At 74.9% G+C, this 18,108-nt stretch carries 4 protein-coding genes; all 4 read right to left on the reverse strand.

The genetic code is table 11. The features are described 5' to 3' along the window. The 4 genes from E4198_RS06055 to E4198_RS06070 are packed head-to-tail and all read right to left on the reverse strand — an operon-like array spanning position 1 to position 18,102. Positions 1 to 1,536 (reverse strand): condensation domain-containing protein, encoded by a 1,536-nt coding sequence (locus E4198_RS06055; protein ID WP_136182261.1) that lies wholly within the window; start codon positions 1,534 to 1,536, stop codon positions 1 to 3. Continuing rightward, positions 1,533 to 15,278, reverse strand: a complete 13,746-nt coding sequence (locus tag E4198_RS06060; protein ID WP_136182262.1) for a non-ribosomal peptide synthetase/type I polyketide synthase — start codon at positions 15,276 to 15,278, stop codon at positions 1,533 to 1,535. The genes E4198_RS06055 and E4198_RS06060 overlap by 4 nt, the downstream gene beginning before the upstream one ends. Continuing rightward, positions 15,260 to 16,876: an MFS transporter gene (locus tag E4198_RS06065; RefSeq protein WP_136182263.1), complete on the reverse strand. Its 1,617-nt coding sequence runs from the start codon at positions 16,874 to 16,876 to the stop codon at positions 15,260 to 15,262. The genes E4198_RS06060 and E4198_RS06065 overlap by 19 nt, the downstream gene beginning before the upstream one ends. After that, positions 16,873 to 18,102, reverse strand: coding sequence for a dipeptide ABC transporter ATP-binding protein (locus E4198_RS06070; RefSeq protein ID WP_136182264.1), 1,230 nt, complete (start codon positions 18,100 to 18,102; stop codon positions 16,873 to 16,875). Before E4198_RS06070 ends, E4198_RS06065 begins: the two co-directional genes overlap by 4 nt. Positions 18,103 to 18,108: the final 6 nt, after the last annotated feature.

The raw sequence follows: 18,108 nt of genomic DNA on the forward strand, positions 1-18,108 counted from the left end.
TCAGGCGGCCGACGGCGCTGTGCGGGGTGCCGGAGACGAGGCGACGGCCTCCCGCAGCAAGGCGACGTAGGCCGTGGCCCAGCCCTCGACGGTTTCCGCGTCGAACAGGTCCCGGGCGTACCGCAGATGGCAGCGGATCCGGTCCGTCTCCGGCACGAGCACCAGGCACACCTCGGACCGCATGCCGTCGACGGTGAGGTCGTGGACCTCGCCGGTCACGTCCGGCAGGTCGAGGGCGGGCGCCGCCTGGTTCTGCATCACCACGACGGCCTGGGGGAAGCGGTCGTCGGCCGGCCGGCCACGGGCCGCCCTGTCCTCGAGGAGCAGGGCGAGCGGGTAGTCCTGGTGTGCGGCGGCGCCGAAGAACGCGCGGGCCGCCGCGTCGACGGACACCACCGGCTCCCCGCCCCCGCCGGATCGCAGCCGCAGCGGCACGTTGTTGGTGAACGGCGCGACGAGCGGCTCGTGTTCCAGCCGGATGCGGTTGGCGATGTTGCAGGCGACGACGACCTCGGGCCGGCCGCTCAGCCGGCAGAGCAGGGTGCCGTACACGCTGAGCATCACGGTGAAGACCGTGGTGTCCCGTCTGCGGGCGAGCGCCTCCACCTCGGCCGACAGGTCCGGAGAGACGGTGAACTCCACCGCGGCGCCCCGGTTGGTGTGCCGCTCGGGGCGGGGGACGTCGAGGGGAAGGCGGAGATCGAACGGCGCGTCCGCGAGTTCCTCGTCCCAGTAGGCGCGCAGTTCCCGGATCCGGGGGCCGGAGAGGTGGTCCCGCTGCCAGCGGCCCACGTCCGGGTAGGCGACGGCGAGCGGGGGCAGGGTCGCCTGCTCGTCGGTGGGCGGGGCCTCGCCGGGGTGGCGGAGAGCAGCGGTGTAGAGGGCGGTCAGGTCGCGCAGCAGGACGTCCAGGCCCCAACCGTCGATCACGATGTGGTGGACCACCAGCATGAACGTCCACTCCCGAGGACCGCGGCGGAGCAGGGCGGTGCGCAGGAGCGGCGCGACGGCCAGGTCGAACGGTTCGCCCGCGGTGCGACGCACCCAGTCGTCGCCCGCCGCGCCGCGTGCTCCGGGCGGCAGGGTGGACAGGTCGGTGACGGGCAGCGGGACCGGTGAGACCGGCAGCACCTCCTGCACCAGTTCCTCGCCGTACCGGACCAGGCGGCAGCGCAGCGTGCCCTGCCGGGCGGTGAGGGCCGTGAGGGCGCGGCCGAGGGCGTCCACGTCGAGAGGGCCGGTCAGTTCGATGCGCTGGGCGACGTTCAGCCCGGCGGGCAGCCTGGCGGTGTGGTGCTGCGCGTGCATGCGGCGCTGGAAGTACGTGGCGGGCCCGCTGGACTCGACGGGCGGCGTGTCGGCGTGTGCGGCGAGCCGGCGCAGCAGCCCGGCCTTGTGCGTGCGTAGCCGTTCCAGCAGGTCGTCGGTCATCGCGTGCTCGGGCGCGTCGAAGTGCAGGCTGTCGCCGTCCGGACGGAGCCGGACGTCGCGGGCGCGCAGCGTGCCGAGCAGGTCGGTGAGCGCGTCGGCGGTCATATCGTGCCCCTCACCCTCGCGCCGCCGTTCGCGGCCGCGTTCGGCTCCGGTGGCCCCGCGGGGGCGTCGGCCTCCGCCGCAGCCGGGTCCTCCCGGGTCAGCCGGACGGCCGCCGCCCGGACGGTCGGCGCGCGGAAGAACTCCAGCACCGACATCTCCGCGCCCATCTCGGCCCGCATCCGGTTCAGCAGCCGCACCACGTTGAGCGAGTGCCCGCCGAGGTCGAAGAACGAGCGCTCCACCGAGAGGCGCGCCAGTCCGAGTTCGGCGGCCCACAGGTCGTGCAGGCGCCGTTCGAGGTCGGTGCGGGGCGGTGCCTCGTCCGCGTCGGAGGACAGGTCCGGCAGCGGCAGGTTCAGCCGGTCGATCTTGCCGCTGGATCCCTTCGGCAGCGATGGCGGGAACACCCAGGCACGCGGCACCAGGTGGTCGGGGAGCCGGTCGCCGAGCGCGCGCACGAGCCGGGTGCGTGCCCGTTCCTCCCCTGCCGGGTCCGGGGGTCCCGAGTCGAGGACGGCGTGGGCGACCAGGTACGGCGCTCCGTCCCGGTCGGTGCGGGCGACGACGGCCGCCTCCCGCACGTCCGGAAGCTCCGTCAGGACGTGCTCCGCCTCACCGGGTTCGACCCGGTGGCCGCGGATCTTGACCTGCCGGTCGGCGCGGCCCAGGAACTCCAGCATGCCGTCGTTGCGCCGCCGGACCAGGTCACCGGTGCGGTACAGGGGTCCGGCCACGCGCCCGTGCGGGTCCTTGAGGAACCGCTCCGCGGTGAGCCCGGGCTGACCGACGTAGCCGGCGGCCACGTGGGCGCCGGCGACGTACAGTTCACCGGCGACGCCCACGGGGACGGTGCCCAGCTCCTCGTTCAGGACGAGCGCCCGAGTCCCCGGAACCGGCAGCCCGATGGCCGGTACGCCGGAGCGGGCGCCGCGCTCGGGCACCTCGGTCCAGGTCGACACGACCGTGTTCTCGGTGGGCCCGTAGATGTTGACCAGCCGGAAGGGCGCGCCGTCCGGACGCCAGCCGTGGAGCCGGTCGCCGCCGGTGATGAGCAGCCGCAACGCGGCGTCCTCCGGCCACTTCGCCGCCAGCAGCTGTTCGGCCAGCGGCGTGGTGAAGAAGGTGCTGGTGATCCGTTCCGCGACCAGCCAGTCGCGCAGCGCCTCGGGGGCCGCCCGGACCTCTTCGGGTACGACGTGCAGGCTCGCGCCCGCCGCGAGGTGCGCCCACAGCTCGAGACCGCAGGCGTCGAAGGCGGGGCTGGAGATCCACGCGGCCCGGTCCGTGGCGGTCGTGCCGAACTCGCGGTGGTGCCAGTCGGCCACGTTGGCCATGCCGGCGTGGCGGACGGCCACGCCCTTGGGTCGACCGGTGGAGCCGGAGGTGTAGAGGACGCACAGCAGGGCGTCCGGTCCGGCGGCCGGCTCGTCCGGCACCGGGTCGCCGGCGACGGCCCGGTCCGGGCCGTCGTCCTCGTCGGCGCCTGGGGTCACGGTGAGGACGGGGAACGCGGCGTCGGGGAAGCGGTCCGCGTACGGCTCTTCCGTGAGCAGCGCGACGGCGCCGCTCTCGGCCAGCATGTCGGCCTGCCGTTGCCGGGGGTGGCCCACGTCGAGGGGGAGGGCGGCGGCGCCCGTGCGCGCCACGGCGAGGAGCGCCGCCGCCAGTGCGGGTCCGCGCGGCAGCAGCACGCCCACCACGTCGCCCGGTGCGCAGCCCCGGCCGAGCAGGGTGCGGGCCGACCGGGCGGAGCGTTCGGCGAGTTCGCCGTAGGTGAGCCGGGTGTCGCCGCACCGCACGGCGAGTGCGTCGGGCTGCGCGGCGGCGCGCCGCAGCACCCGGCGGTGCACCGGCTCGCCGGGCTCCGCCCCGTCGTGTGTGCCGGTGTAGGCGGGGGCGGCCTCGGTCCGGGCCAGCAGCTCGCGGTCCTCGGGCGTGGGCCCGTTCAGCGCGGACAGCGGGCGTCCCGGATCGTCGGCGGCTGCGGCGAGGGTCTGCCGGAAGCAGTCCAGGAAGCGCCGTACGGTGGCCTCCTCGAACAGGTCGGTGCTGTACTCCGCGCGGCAGCGCAGCCCGTCGTCCAGGTCGGTCAGGAACAGCGTGAGGTCGAACGGCGCCTTGCGCAGGCGGAGGTCCACGGCGGTGGCCCGGACGCCGGGCAGGTCCATCTCCAGCAGCGGCTTCGTCTCGTACTCGAGGAAGACCTGGGCGACCGGGGCCCGTGCCGGGTCGCGTTCCGGTTCGAGCTCCCGCACCACCTCCTCGAACGGGCACTCCTGGTGCTCGAACGCGTCGAAGGCGGTGTCCCGCACCCGCCCCAGTGCCTCCAGGAACGTCGGGTCCCCACCGAGGTCGGTGCGCAGGGCAAGGGTGTTGACGAAGAATCCGACGCGTTCCTCGGTGCCGGGCGGCCGGTGGGCCACCGGTGTGCCCACGACCAGGTCGTCCCGCCCGGTGAAGCGCTGCAGGGTGGCGTAGAACGCGGTCAGCAGCACCATGAAGGCGGTGGCCCGGCGTTCGCGGCCCAGGGCGCGTACGGCGTGGGTGAGCCCGGTGTCCAGGCGCAAGTGGACCGAGTCGCCGCGTCCGGTGGGCGTCGCGGGCCGGGGCAGGTCGGCGGGCAGCTCCAGGTACGGCGGGGCGCCCGTCAGCCGGTCGCGCCAGTGGGCCAGGCTCCGCTGCCCCTCGGGGGAGGCCAGTGCCTCTCGCTCCCGCTCCGCGTGGCGGCCGTCTCCGGGGGGCGCGGGCAGCCGGTCGGGCCGGCCCTCGACAGCCGCCGTGTACAGCTCACCGAGGTCCCGGGTGAGCACCTCCGCCGACACGCTGTCGAAGACCAGGTGGTGGGCGGTGAGCACGAGGACGTGCCGGTCCGGGGAGAACCGCAGGAGCCGGGTGCGCAGCAGGGGGCCGCGGCCGAGGTCGAAGGAGTGGGCGCACTCCTCCTCCACGATCCGCTCCAGCGCCTCGTCCTCGTCCGCCCCCGGTGCCGCGCCCCGTGCGTCGTCGGCGGCGAGGTCCAGCAGCGGAAGGCCGTCGTGCGGCTCCCGGGTGACCACGAGGCGGGGTTCCCCCTCGACCTCGCGGAACACGGAGCGCAGCGCGGGGTGGCGCTCGACGGAGCGGTGCACGGCGGCACGCAGCGCCTCGACGTCCAGCGGTCCTTCCAGGCGGACGGCGGAGCACTCGTTGTACGCGGTGAGGCCGGGGTGCATGCGGTCCAGGAACCACAGGCGCTGCTGGGCGAACGTCAGCGGCTCGCCGCCCTGCTCCTCGGGCGCCTGCTGCTCCTCGGACGCCGGGTCCGGTGCGCGGGCGGGGCCGGTCTCCGGCTCCTGGTACCTGCGGCGGAGCCGGTCGAGGTACGGCAGGCTGTCCCGGGCCTGCTGCGGGGTGACGCCGAAGTCGACGAAGTAGGCGATCTCGTCGACCCCGGCCTGGAGGACGGAGTCCACGACCCTCGCGGCGCCGTCGGGCGTGCCGATGAGGGCGCGGGAGTCGCAGTAGCGCCGGTAGGCGCGTTCGAGGAGGAACTCCAGGTCGTCTTCCGGGGTGTTCTCGTAGTCGATCTCCATCCCGAGGCTGTTGCCGACCTGGCCGAACAGGGACAGGGAGGAGCGCATGTAGCGGCTGAAGGCGGGGAGCGCCTCGTCCCGCGCCCGTGCCTCGTCCGCACCGAGGTAGCTGTGCAGCAGCACGACGACGCGTCCCGCCGCCGGGTCCAGGCCGGCCGCCGCACGCTCGCTCCGGTACAGGGCGACGTTCTCCGCGAGGTCTTCCACGGACTGGGTCATGAGGTTGGTGATGACGCCGAGGTCGTTCCGGGCGGCCTGCCGGTAGCTGTCCGGATTGCCGACGATCGCGGTGTAGAAGGGCGGCATGTCCTGAACCGGGCGGGGGTAGAGGCGCACCGCCACGTCGTCGCCGTGGCCGTTCGGCGCGGTGATCTCCTCGCCTCGCCACAGCCGCCGGACCGTGTCCAGGTGGTCGTACATGACTTCCTTGTGCCGCCCGTAGTTCTGCGGCTGGAGCACGAAGTCGTTGGCGTGCCATCCGCTCGCGCAGCCGATGCCGACCCGGCCGCCGGAGAGGTTGTCGATGACCGACCACTCCTCGGCGACGCGTACCGGATGGTGCAGCGGGAGCACGACGCTGCCCGCGTTGATGCGGATGCGACCGGTCTCGCGGGCCAGCGCGGCGCCCAGGACGGCGGGGTTGGGGAAGACGCCGCCGAAGGAGTGGAAGTGCCGCTCGGGCAGCCACACCGCGTGGAAGCCGTGCCGGTCGGCGAACCGGGCGGCGTCCACGACGATGGCGTACTTGTCGTCGGTTTCGCTCTCGCGCGGGTAGTCGCCGAAGAAGTACAGGCTGAAGTCCGGCGCACCGGGGGCCTTGGGCCGGGGTTCGCCGCCGCGCGGTGCCGGGAGCGGACGGCCGCCGGCGGCCTCCTGCCGCGGCTGGGGGGCTGCGGGCGGCCCGTCGACCGTTGCGGGGGTGTGCTGCGGCGGTTCGGGCACGTGCGGCACGGGCGGCGGCGCCGCGTAGGCGGGGACGGGCCGCGCGGCGCCCGGCGGGGCGAGGAATCCTCCGCGGCGCATGTCCCACAGGGCGTGGCGCACGGCGTGTTCGAGGAACGCGAGGTCGTCGTCGGTGTGCGCGGTGGACAGGAAGAAGTTCCGCCACTCCCACACGTAGACCCCGCGCAGCAGCAGGTGGTGGAAGAACAGCTCCAGGTTGCCGCGGTACTCGAAGCGGAACATCGACCCGAAGCGGGCGATGCGGACCGGGAACTCCTCGTCCTCGAAGAACCGGTTCAGGCTGCCGGTCAGCCGTTCGGTGCGGGTGTTGAGGTCCTCCTGCAGGCCGGGGCCGGCCTGTTCGAGCCGGCTGAGTACGGCTTCGGCCGCGGCCATGGCGACGGGGTGCTGGATGTAGGTGCCGCCGAAGAAGGTGGTGTCGCGCGGCGGATAGCTGTCGTCGCCGTAGGACCAGTGGCCGCCGTCGATGCCGTCCATCAGGTCGGCACGGCCGGCGATGGCACCGATCGGGTAGCCGCCACCGAGCACCTTGCCGTAGGTGGCGAGGTCGGGGGTGACCCCGAACACGCCCTGGGCGCCCTGGAGGTGGGGCCGGAAGCCGGTGAGCATCTCGTCGAAGAGCAGCACGCTCCCGTGCTGCCGGGTGATCCGGCGCAGCGCGTGCAGGAACTCTCCCGGCTGCAGCCCGGGGTGGCGGCTCTGCACCGGCTCGACCAGCACGGCGGCCACCCGGTCGGCGAGCGCCTCGAGCGCGTCCAGCGACTCGGGGGCGCCGTAGTCGAGGACGACCAGGTCGCCGACGGCGCCGGCCGGGATGCCGGAGGAGGCGGGGACGGTCGTCCGCCGCCCGTCCTCGACCACCGGCTGCCCGAGCACGTTGTCCGCGTGGCCGTGGTAGGAGCCGCGGAACGTGACGACGGTGTCGCGGCCGACGGCCGAGCGGGCGAGACGGATCGCCGCGGAGTTCGCCTCCGTTCCGGAGTTGGCGAACGCCACCCGGTCGAAGCCGGTGACGCGGGCCAGGAGTTCGGCGGTTCGGCCGGTCTCCTCGCTGCGCGGCCCGAGGCGCAGCCCTCCGGACAGGTGGCGGCGTACGGCCTCGTCCACGAAGTCCGGTTCGTGGCCGAACAGCAGCACGCCGAAGCCCATGGTGATGTCCACGTACGGGTTGCCGTCGACGTCCACCAGCCGCGCGCCGCGTGCGGACCGGGCCGCCAGCGGGTACTGCATCTCCTTGGTGGCGCTGCGGAAGCCGACCACGGCGCGGCTGTCGGCGAGCACCCGCCGGTGCTTCTGCGTGAGTTCCTTGGAGGTGGCGGTGCGCCGGGTCAGCCGGGCGGTCAGATCCTCGACGTGGGCCCGCTGTGCGTCCGTGAGCCTTCCGGCGGCCATGCCCGCGGTGCGCGGGACGCTGACCCGGGGGCCGAGGGCCGTGGAGGCGGGCGTGGTCTGCGGCGGCGACGGATCCGCGTCCGGCTGCGGCGAACGGTGTGCGGACGCCGGTTCCGGTACGGCCGGGGTCTGCGGCGGCGCGGACGGGGTTCCGCCGGCGTGCCGGACGGAGGACTGCGGCAGGGTTTCCGTTGCCTCCGCCGCGGGGCTCTGCACCGTGCCCGCGCCGCCGAGCAGGGCGAGTTGGTCACTCATCAGCTTCGAGAAGCCCGACACCAGCTCCAGCTGGCGTTCCACCAGCCTGCCGACCTCGGTACCGGCGGCGACGGGTGGGACCGGCACAGGGGCGGCCGGGGTGGACACGGCCGGGGTGGACACGGCGGGGGTGGACACGGCGGGGGACGTTGGGGCGGCCGCGGGTCCCGGGACGGGGGCGGGGACGGGAGCAGAGGCAGAGGCGGGGGTCGGGGCGGGAGCGGTCTCCGAAACCGGTACCGGTGCCGAACCCGGTGCCGAACCCGGCGGGGGTTCCGGCGCCGCGGAGGCCGGCACGGCGGTGTCCGCGCCGAGGAGTTCGCTCGCCCGTTCCGGGCTGATCCGCTCGGCGAGGACGGCGCTGAGCCGTTCCGGGGTGTCGGCCTCCTCGAAGAGCTCGCGCATCGCGATCCGCACGTCGAAGGTCTTCTCCAGGCGGCGGATCATGTTGATGAGCAGCAACGAGTCCGCGCCCAGGTCGAAGAACGCGACGTCCGGCGGCACGTCGTCCACGGCGAGGGACAGCTGGTCGGCGGCCAGCTCCCGGACGCGCCGGGTGAGCGAGGCCCCGAGCCGGTCCGCCGGGGCGGCGGCCTCGGCCGGGGGCGTCGGATCGGTGTCGTTCGTCATCGGGGTGCCTCCGGCCGGAGGCGTGCCCGCTCCGGCGCTGATCCAGTGGGACGTACGGGCGAAGGGGTGCGTGGGGAGGGGCACGTGGCGGCCGGGGTCCTCGGCCCGGACCAGCCCCCTGAAGTCCAGGGCGACTCCACGGCAGTGGAGTTCGGCGGCGGCCCGCAGCAGGCCGCCGGTGCCCGGCTCGCGGCGGGGCTGGGACGCCGTCCAGTGCGCCACCGTCCCGGCGCGTCGCGCGATGGCGGTGAGGGTCGCGTCCGGCCCGGCCTCCAGGCAGAGGGCGGTGCCCTCGGCGTCGAGGCGGGCGAGCACCGCCGCGTAGTCCGCGGTCTCCCGGGTGTGCCGCAGCAGGTGCGCGGCGTCCGGCAGCTGCCCGGCGGGCAGCAGTTCACCGCCGACGTTGCTGACCACCGGGGTTCGCAGGGGGCGCAGTTCGATCTGGCCCAGGTGGAAGCGGAACTCCTCCAGCATCGGTTCCACCAGGGAGCAATGGAAGGCGCGGTCGCCGCGCAGCGGGCGGACCGCGTGTCCGGCGGTCTCCAGCCGGTGCGCGGCCTCGGCCACGGCGGTCTCGGGACCGGCGAGCACGTGGTGCGTCACCGCGTTGACCACGGCGACCTCCACGTCGGGAAGGCCGGCCGTCGCCGCGTCGACGGCGCTGCGGTCGGCCTGCACCGCCGCCATCGCGCCCGGCGGGCAGTGCCGTCGCATCAGCCGGCCGCGCGCCGCGGTCAGGTACAGGCCGTCGGCGAGGCCGAGCCCGCCGGCGGCGTACAGGGCGGCGTACTCGCCCACGCTGTGCCCGGCCAGCAGGTGTGGGCGGACGCCCAGCGACTCCCACAACCGCCACAGCGCGACCTCGAACGCGAACAGCGCCGGCTGCGTCACGTCCGTGGTCCAGACGTCGTCGGTCCCCTGGGGGTCGGCGGCGAGCAGGGCTTCGGCGAGGCTGCCGTCCCATGCCTCGCGGTAGAGCTGTTCGCATTCCTCGACGACCTCCCGGAAGACCGGGAAGCGGTGGTGGAGCGCACGGGCCATGCCGCGGCGCTGGGTTCCCTGTCCGGAGAAGACGAGGGCGACGGGCCCTGCGCCGCCGTCCGGGGCGCAGCCGTCCGTCCAGGAGGGGCGGGCGGCTCCGGTGCCTCCTGCGGGGGTGCCGAGGAAGTCGTCGAGTGCCCGCGCGATCTCTTCGGTGCCGCCGCCCAGGGCCGTCATCCGGTGTGCGTGGTGGGGGCGGCGGAGCGCGGCGGTGGCGAAGACGTCCGTGGGGCGCGGCGGCGGGTCCTCCCGCAGGCGGTCGCGGTAGGCGGCGGCGAGTTCGCGCAGCGCCGGCGCGGTACGGGCGGAGAGCGGCAGCAGACCCGGGCCCTCGCTCGTGCCGTCCGGTGCGGGGGCGGGACGCGCCGCCTCGGCGGGCTCCTCCAGAATCACGTGCGCGTTGGTGCCGCCCACGCCGAGGGCGCTCACGCCTGCCCGGCGGGGGGTGGCGCCGCGCTCCCAGGGCCGGCCGGTGGCGGGCAGGAAGAACGGGCTGCCGTCGAGACCGAGGGCGGGGTGGGGGCGGGTGAACCCTGCGAGCGGCGGGATCCAGCCGTGCCGCAATGCCAGGACGGCCTTGATCAGCCCGGCCATGCCAGCCGCGGTGTCGAGGTGGCCGATGGTCGGCTTGGCCGAGCCGAGGGCGCAGAAACCGGCCCGGTCGGTGGTCTCCCGGAAGGCTTCGGTGAGCGCCTGGAACTCGATCGGGTCGCCGAGTGCGGTGCCGGTGCCGTGGGCCTCCACGTAGCCGACGGTGTCCGCGCCGACGCCGGCCGTCCGCAGGGCGCCGGAGATCACCCGCCGCTGTCCGGCCATGCCGGGGGCGGTGAAGCCGACCTTGCCGGCGCCGTCGTTGTTGACGGCGGAACCGAGGATCACCGCGTGCACCGTGTCGCCGTCGGCGAGTGCCCGGTCGAGGCGTTTGAGGAGGACGGCGGCCACGCCGTTGCCTCCGACGGTGCCGTCCGCGGCGGCGTCGAAGGCGCGGCAGGAGCCGCTGCGGGAGAGGATCGAACCCGGTACGTACGGGTAGCCGGCGTGCTGGGGCACGTGTACGGCGCCGGCGCCGGCGAGGGCCAGTTCGGCGTCGCCGGACAGCAGCGACTGGACGGCCAGGTGCACCGCCACCAGGGAGCTGGAGCAGGCGGTCTGCACGCCCACCGCCGGCCCGTGCAGCCCGAGGCGATGCGCCACCCGGGCGGCCGCGAAGTCGGGCTGGTTGCCGATGGCGACCTGGAGCGCGGTCACCGGATCGCCGGTGTCCTGGGTGGGCGCCAGGTTGTTGAGCAGATAGGTCTGGAGGGCGTGCAGGGTCATGCCGGTGGTGGCGAAGACGCCGACCCGCGTGGTCTCGGGCACGCCGGCGTAGCCGCCGCCCTCCAGTGCCTCGTGGCACACCTCGAGCAGGAGGCGCTGCTGCGGCTCCATCAGCGCGGCCTCGCGGGCGCTGATGCCGAAGAACGCGGCGTCGAACAGGTCGGTGCCCTCCAGCGGTCCGCCGGCGGGCACGTGGTCCGGGTGGGAGCGTTGTTCCTCGGTCACCCCGGCGGCGGACAGTTCCGCGGGGGTGAAGCGGCGCAGTGCCGACGTCCCGGAGGTGACGAGCCGCCAGTAGGCGTCGAGGTCGGGGGCGCCCGGGAATCGGCCGGCCATGCCGATCACGGCGATGCGGCGGTCTTCCGCCGTGCCCGGGGCGGGTTCCGCGAGGCCGGGAACGGGCTGTCCCTGTGCGGCGAGATGCTCGGCGAGTTCGACGGCCGTCGGGTGCTGGAAGAGGAGGGTGCGCGGGAGTTCGCGGCCGAGGGCGCGTTCCAGGGCTCCGTGGGCGCGCATCAGCTGGATGGAGCCGAGTCCGGCGTCGTAGAACGGCCGCCGTTCGTCGATGCCGTGGCCCGCCGCCTCCGTCAGGGCGCGCAGCACCAGCTCACGTACACGGGTCCGCTCCGCGTCCCGGGAGCGGCCGTCGCCGGGGGCCGCCGGGGGCGGTGCGGCGGCGGGCGGCGCGTCCCGCACGCCTGGTGCGGCGGCGGTCGCGGCCTCCTCGTCGGCGGGGCCCGCCGCTCGTACCGGCACGGGCACCTCGCGGTCGCGCAGGTCGCGCAGGGGCGGCAGCTCGCCCGCGTCGCCCGCGGTCCGGGATGCCTGGGGTGCCTCGAGGGCGGCGGGCCGTTCCGGCCGGACCAGGCCGCGCAGCGCGGGGGCGGTCTCGTCGAGGCCGACGAAGTAGCGGTCCGGCCGGCGTGCGAGCACCGTACGGGCCAGGCGGCGCCCTTCGGCGGCGCTGAGCGCGAGCAGCCCGCGCCGGGCGGCGGCCTCCTCCCACGCGCTGTCGCGGTTCATGCCGACGCCTCGCCACAGTCCCCACACCAGGCAGTGCCCGGGGGCTCCCACGGACGTCAGCTGGTCGCCGAGGGACTCCAGGAAGCGGTTCGCGGCGATGTAGGAGCCGGACGCCGCGGAGGGGGCGGCCGTCAGGAGGGAGGAGAAGGGCACGAACCGGGCGCCGGGCCGCTCGCGGACGAGCCGGGCGAGGTGCACGGCGCCGACCGTCTTCGCCGCGGTCGCGGCCTTCCAGTGGTGCGGGTCCTCGTCGCGGAGCAGCACCGAGTCGAAGGCGCCCGCCAGGTGCAGCACGCCGTCCAGCGGCCGGCCCCACGTCGCCTCGGCCTCGGCCACCGCCTCGGTCACGGCGGCGCGGTCGGTGACGTCGACGGCGCGGTAGCGGACGTCGCCGCCCAGCGCTCGCAGCCGGTCCAGGGCGCGGGCGGCGGCACCGGAGGCGGCGTCCTCGGGCACCGGGGTGCGGCCGAGCACCAGCAGCCGGAGCCGGACTCGGCCGAGCAGGTCGGTGAGCACCTCGGTGCCCACGCCGCCCAGTCCTCCGGTGACCACGATGCAGGCGCCGTCGGCGTACAAGGGCTGGTCCGGCTCGCCGTCGGGCGGCGTGTCGATGCGGACCTTCACCAGGCGCCGGCGGTGGCTGCGGCCGTTGCGGATCGCGGTCTCCACCGGCCCGGACCGTCCTCCCGGGCCGTGGGGCAGTGCGGCGAGCGCGCGGCACAGGTCCGTCGCGTCCTGTTCCGGGGTGGCGCCGGCGAGGTCCAGGTGGCGTACGTCGGCTTCCGGCGTCTCCAGGGCGAGGCTCACCGCGACGCCCGCGGTGAGCGCGCCGGGGGTGCCGACCGGTTCGTCGCCGGTGATCCGGTGCAGTCCGCGGCTGACCGTGACCACGCGCGCGGCATCCGCCGCGGTGTGCTCCAGGAGGGCCTGCCCGGCGAGCACCAGCGCGGGGCCCGCCGCGGTGAGGGCGTCGGGCAGATCCGCGTCGTCCGGGGCGGCGAGGTCGAGGGTCGCGTAGCCGGCGAGGTGGAGCAGGGTGGTGGGCGTCCGGTCCTCGGCGCGCAGGTCGCGCCAGAGCGCTCTCCAGTGGCCGGGGTCCGCGAAGTCGAGGGTGAAGCGGCCGGGGGCGGTGCGCGCGTAGCCGCTGCCGTGTGCGGCGACGGCGGCCGTCTCGAACGCCGCGCCGTGCGCGGTCAGTCGTGCCGCCAGGCCGTCCCGGTCGGCGACGACGAGCGTGGCGCCGGGGTCGGGGGGCGGCGCGTGCCCGGGGCCGCCCGGCATCTCCTCCCACACGGCGCGGTGCACCGCGTCGGGTACGTCGAGGGCGTCGTCCGCGCCGAGGCTCAGAGCGCGCAGCACGTCGTCGAAGTCGCCGTCCAGGTACCGGCGGCGGATGCCGGTCCGCTGGATCTTCCCGCTGGTGGTCTTGGGGAACTCGTCGGCGGGGACGGGCACCGCCTGCGTGCCGGCCAGCTGGAAGCGCCGCGCGAGTTCCGCGGTGACCCGGCGGGTGCGGGCGGCGGTGGCGTGGTCGGTGGGAGTGGCGTCCCCTTCGGGGACGAAGAAGACGACGAGCCGTTCGCTGCCGGACTCCGGGTCCGGCACTCCGCAGGCGGCCACGGAGCCGGCCCGGACGCCGTCGACCGCGCCGACCACATCCTCCAGTTCATGACAAAAATAGTGGCTGCCGTTGACGATGATGACTTCCTTGCGGCGGCCGGTGAGGGTGAGTTCGCCGTTCCGGAGGAAGCCGAGGTCGCCGGTGTCGAACCAGCCGTCGCCGCGGAAGGCTTCGGCGTCGGCCTCGGGGTTGTCGACGTAGCCGGGGGTGACGCGGTGGGAGCGGACCTGGAGCCTGCCGATGCGGCCTTCGGGCAGGACCCGGTCCTGGTCGTCGCAGATGCGGAAGCTCGCCCCGAGCGTCGGCGGCCCCATGCTCAGGAACGTCGTCCGCTCGTGCCCGGGCACGTCCTCGCCCACCCACTCCAGATCCGTGGAGAGGGAGGACTTGCGCACCCGGGTGACGGCCCCGGGCGTGCCGAAGCGCTTGTAGCAGATGGCGGTGCAGGTCTCGGCCATCCCCCAGGCCAGCAGCACGCCGTCCGCGCGAAGGCCGAACGGCGCCGTGGCGTCCACGAAGTCGCGGACGACGGGAAGGGTGCACTGCTCTCCGGCGTTGATCAGCGACCGGACCGAGGTCAGGTCCCAGCGCCGGTCCGGGTGCCGCCGCAGGGCCTCGACGACCAGTTTGAAGCCGAAGTTCGGAGACCAGCTGTGTGCCGCCGCGTACCGCTCCAGCAGGTCGAGCCAGAGCAGCGGGTCGGCCAGCACCAGTTCGGTGGGGGTGTGCACGGCGACGCAGCCGAGCACGGTGTCGCGCAGGTGGAACATGAGCAGCCCGGCGACGTGGTCGAGCGGGAGCCAGTTGACGGTCGTGTGCTGCGGCGCGACGTCCTGCGCACGGGCGCCGGCCACGTACTCCATCACACCGCGGTGGGTGATGCGGATGGCCTTGGAGCGTCCGGTGCTGCCCGAGGAGAGCTGCAGCAGGGCGGTCTCCTCCGGATCCGGCCGGTGCACCTCGGTGACCGGTTCGGCCCGCATCAGCTCGTCGGCGTCCAGCACCCGCACACCGTGCACGGGGTAGAGCGCGGGGAGCGCCCGCACCCCTTCGACGGCCGGCCCGGAGCAGAGCACCACGGGTTCCCGCAGCGTCTCCCAGGCGTGGCAGAGCTTGTCCAGCACGGCGCCGCGCGTCTCGTACCCGGGCGGCCGGGCCACCGTGACGGGCACGATGCCGCCCAGCAGGCACGCCCACAGGGCGGGGAAGTAGGCGTCGAGCGTGGGCAGTTGAAGAATGGCGCGGTCGCCCGGGCGCAGCCCGGCGGCGCGCAGCCCGCCGAGCATGCGCCGGGCGCGGTCGAGGAGGTCGGGGTAGCCGACGAAGACGGTGCGGTGCGGTTCCAGAGCGAGGTGGAGACCGGCGTGCGGGCGTTCCGCCGCGGTCCGCACCAGGGCTTCCGGAAGCGTGCGCGGGAGGTCGGCCGCAAGATGGAGTTCCGGGCCGTGGCTGAGCGCGGCGGGCCTCGGGCCCCCGTCGGGGCCGCCGGGGCCGCCGCCGGCTCCCCCGGAGGCCGGCGGCGGGGCGGCTTCCGCCACGTGCGCGGCGTGCGGCTCCGCGGGATCGACGCGGGGCCGTTCCCGGCGCAGTGGGGCGAGGGAGACCTCGACGGCCCGGCCCGCGGTCCGGCACGTGTCGCGGTACCGGGCGAGCAGCGCCTCGTCCAGGACCGGTACCTCTTCCAGCGCGGGGTGGTCGACCCGTCCGTCGGGGAGCCGGGGCACGTCGTCGACCAGTACGGCGTGCGCGGTGACGCCGTGCTGCAGCGCGGCGGCCGTGACCTGGCGCCGCAACCGCGCGAAGTCCGCCCGGCCGTCGGGAACGACGTAGGCGAGGGCCGCCGTCCGGTGCGGAACGAGCGCGCAGTCGAGGACGTGCCGTATGCCGCGCAGGCGTGCCTCGAGCCGGGTCATGTCGTCGGTGTCCATCGTTCCCGTTTCCGAGGTGGTGGGTCGGCCGGCCAGTCGGCCGGCCCGGAGGTCGGAGCCTTCTTCACAGCCGGGCGGGGCCGCTCCGCCGGCACCCCGGCGGTGCCGCCGTCTTCGGCCTCCGCGGGGTCCACGGCGTCCCCGGCATCCGTGCCGTCGGTGCCGTCGGTGCCGTGCGTGCCGCCGGCGCCCTCCGGGCCCTCGGTGGGGACGGCGGGCGGCGGCAGGCGGCGCAGCGCCAGGAGGAAGAGCAGCGCCAGCGCGATGGCGAGGCCGTGCGCCGTCGCCACGACGGAGAGCGGCGTGTGGTGGTCCAGCAGGGAGGCCCACAGCACGGTGCCCGCGCCGAGGGCGCCGGTCTCGGCCATCGCGGCCAGCCCGAGCAGACGCCCGCGCTGCACCTCGGGGAGGGCCTGGAGCCGCGAGTGGTACACGATCTCGGTGAAGCCGTCGGCGACGCCCGCCGCGATCGCCACACCCATCAGCGCGACGGCGGGCAGGTCGGCGAACGCCAGGATGAAGAAGCCGGACATCAGGCAGGTGCCGACGGCGAAGGCGCGTTCCCCGCCCGGCCTGCCGGACGCGTCGGAGCCTCCCGCCCACCGCGAGACCGCGCGCAGCCGGGAGACCAGCTGGTGTGCGAGCAGGCAGCCCACGGCCCAGACGGCGTAGAAGCGGCCGACGAAGGCGGCGGCGTCCCCGGGCGCGATCTGCTCCGCGTACACGGGGAGGCCCACCTGGTGTGCGGCGGAGCCCATGTTGTCCACCGCACGGACCAGGATCAGGCAGAGCACGGCCGGAGCGAACCGCCACAGGGCGGACGGCGAGGCCGGGTTGCGGGCGCCGGGGCGTTCCCGCGCGGCCCGGCCCCGGTCCGCTCCGCCCCGGTCGCCGCCGGACTCGCTGGGGCCGCCGTCGGCCGGGTCGCGTGTGCGGGCGCCCGGGACGGCTCCGGAGAGCGCGAGTGCCGTGAGGGCGAGAGCGGAGGCCAGGAACGACGCGGCGTCCACCAGGAACGCGGCGGTGTAACCCGCTTGGGCCACCACGAGCCCGGCCGAGGCGAAGCCGAGGACCATGGCGAGTGAACGCCCCGTGACCAGCAGCCCGTTGGCACGGACCCGCAGCTCCTGCCCGACGAGGTCCGGAACGGTGTGGCGCCGGGCGACCCCGGTGAGCGTCGAACCGCCGCCCATGACGGCGGCGAGCACGTAGAGCAGCACGGTCTGCGCCGTCCCGGGCGCCATCAGGAAGACCAGCAGCGCCGACGCCTGGCAGAGGTCCGCGCCGATCATCAGGCGCACGCGGTCGAACCGGACCACGATCCGCCCCGCCACGTACCCGGAGAGGACCGAGGAGGCTATGCGCAGCAGGAGGAACAGACCGAGCGACAGCGCGCTGCTCGACGTCTCCAGCACGTAGAGGTTGAGCGCGACCAGGTTGAGGTAGGTGCCGTAGGACGACACCGCGTTGCTGACGACGAGGGCGTGGAAGGGCCGGCCCGGCGAAGGAGACGGCCGCCTCCGGGCGAGTAAACCCCCGCCCCGACCGCGTCCGGCCTTCGGGGCGCCACCACCTTCCCGTCCCGGAGCTCCCGTCATCTGTTCTTGTCGACCTGCTGCGACTCGACCTGCGCCTGCTCGTGAGCCTCCTCGAGGGCCTCCTTGGTCGCCGCACTGACTGCGCTCTGGTCGGCGGCCTCGGACACGGCCTGGTCGGCGGCCTTCTCCGCGGCGCTCAGCAGCACGGTGTCCTCCGGCCGCTGGTCCTCGAAGTCCTCCGGGTGGTGACAGGCGACCTGGTGGCCGGTGCGCAGCGCGACCAGCGGCGGCTCCTCGATCTTGCACACCCGGGTGGCCTTCCAGCACCGGGTGTGGAACCGGCAGCCGGTCGGCGGCTTGATCGGCGAGGGGACGTCGCCCTGGAGCAGGATGCGTTCTGCGCCGCGCCGGGCGCGGCCCCGCGGGTCGGGCACAGGCACCGCGGACAGCAGCGCCCGGGTGTAGGGGTGCATCGGCGCACTGTAGAGGGACTGGCGGTCCGTCAGCTCGACGATCTTGCCCAGGTACATCACCGCGATGCGGTCCGAGACGTGCCGGATGACCGACAGGTCGTGGGCGATGATCACGTACGTGAGCCCGAGCTCGTCCTGGAGGTCGTCCAGCAGGTTGACGACCTGGGCCTGGATGGAGACGTCGAGCGCGGAGACCGGCTCGTCGGCCACGACCAGCTTGGGGTTGAGAGCGAGCGCGCGGGCGATGCCGATGCGCTGCCGCTGGCCGCCGGAGAACTCGTGGGGGTAGCGGTTGTAGTGCTCCGGGTTGAGGCCGACGACACCGAGCAGCCGCTGCACCTCGGCCTTGAGGCCGCCCTGCGGCTTGACGCCCTGAAGCTTGAACGGTGCGCTGACGATCGCACCGACGGTGTGCCGGGGGTTGAGCGACGAGTACGGGTCCTGGAAGATCATCTGCACGTCGCGGCGCAGCGGCCGCATGCCGGCCGTGCCGAGGTGCGTGATGTCGCGGCCCTCGAACTCGACGGTGCCGCCGGTGGGTTCGAGGAGGCGGGTGATGAGCCGGCCCATGGTGGACTTGCCGCAGCCGGACTCGCCCACCACGCCGAGGGTCTCCCCGGCGCGCACGTCGAAGTCGATGCCGTCGACCGCCCGGACGGCGCCGACCTGCCGCTTGAGAAGCCCCTTGGTGATGGGGAAGTGCTTCTTCAGGCCCTGGACGCGGAGCAGGGTCTCGCCGGGGGCCGGGTCCTCGGTCAGGGTGGCGGCCTGCGTCGCCGACCCGAGTGTGTCCGGCTGCTCGGAAGTCGTCATCTGCTC

The organism is Streptomyces sp. RKND-216, from assembly GCF_004795255.1.
Classification (GTDB): domain Bacteria; phylum Actinomycetota; class Actinomycetes; order Streptomycetales; family Streptomycetaceae; genus Streptomyces; species Streptomyces hazeniae.

What these genes read in the sequence shown, in the direction of transcription:
- E4198_RS06055 (WP_136182261.1), bottom strand. Translation starts at nt 1,536, where the DNA reads ATGACCGCCGACGCGCTCACCGACCTGCTCGGCACGCTGCGCGCCCGC.
- E4198_RS06060 (WP_136182262.1), bottom strand. Translation starts at nt 15,278, where the DNA reads ATGGACACCGACGACATGACCCGGCTCGAGGCACGCCTGCGCGGCATA.
- E4198_RS06065 (WP_136182263.1), bottom strand. Translation starts at nt 16,876, where the DNA reads ATGACGGGAGCTCCGGGACGGGAAGGTGGTGGCGCCCCGAAGGCCGGA.
- E4198_RS06070 (WP_136182264.1), bottom strand. Translation starts at nt 18,102, where the DNA reads ATGACGACTTCCGAGCAGCCGGACACACTCGGGTCGGCGACGCAGGCC.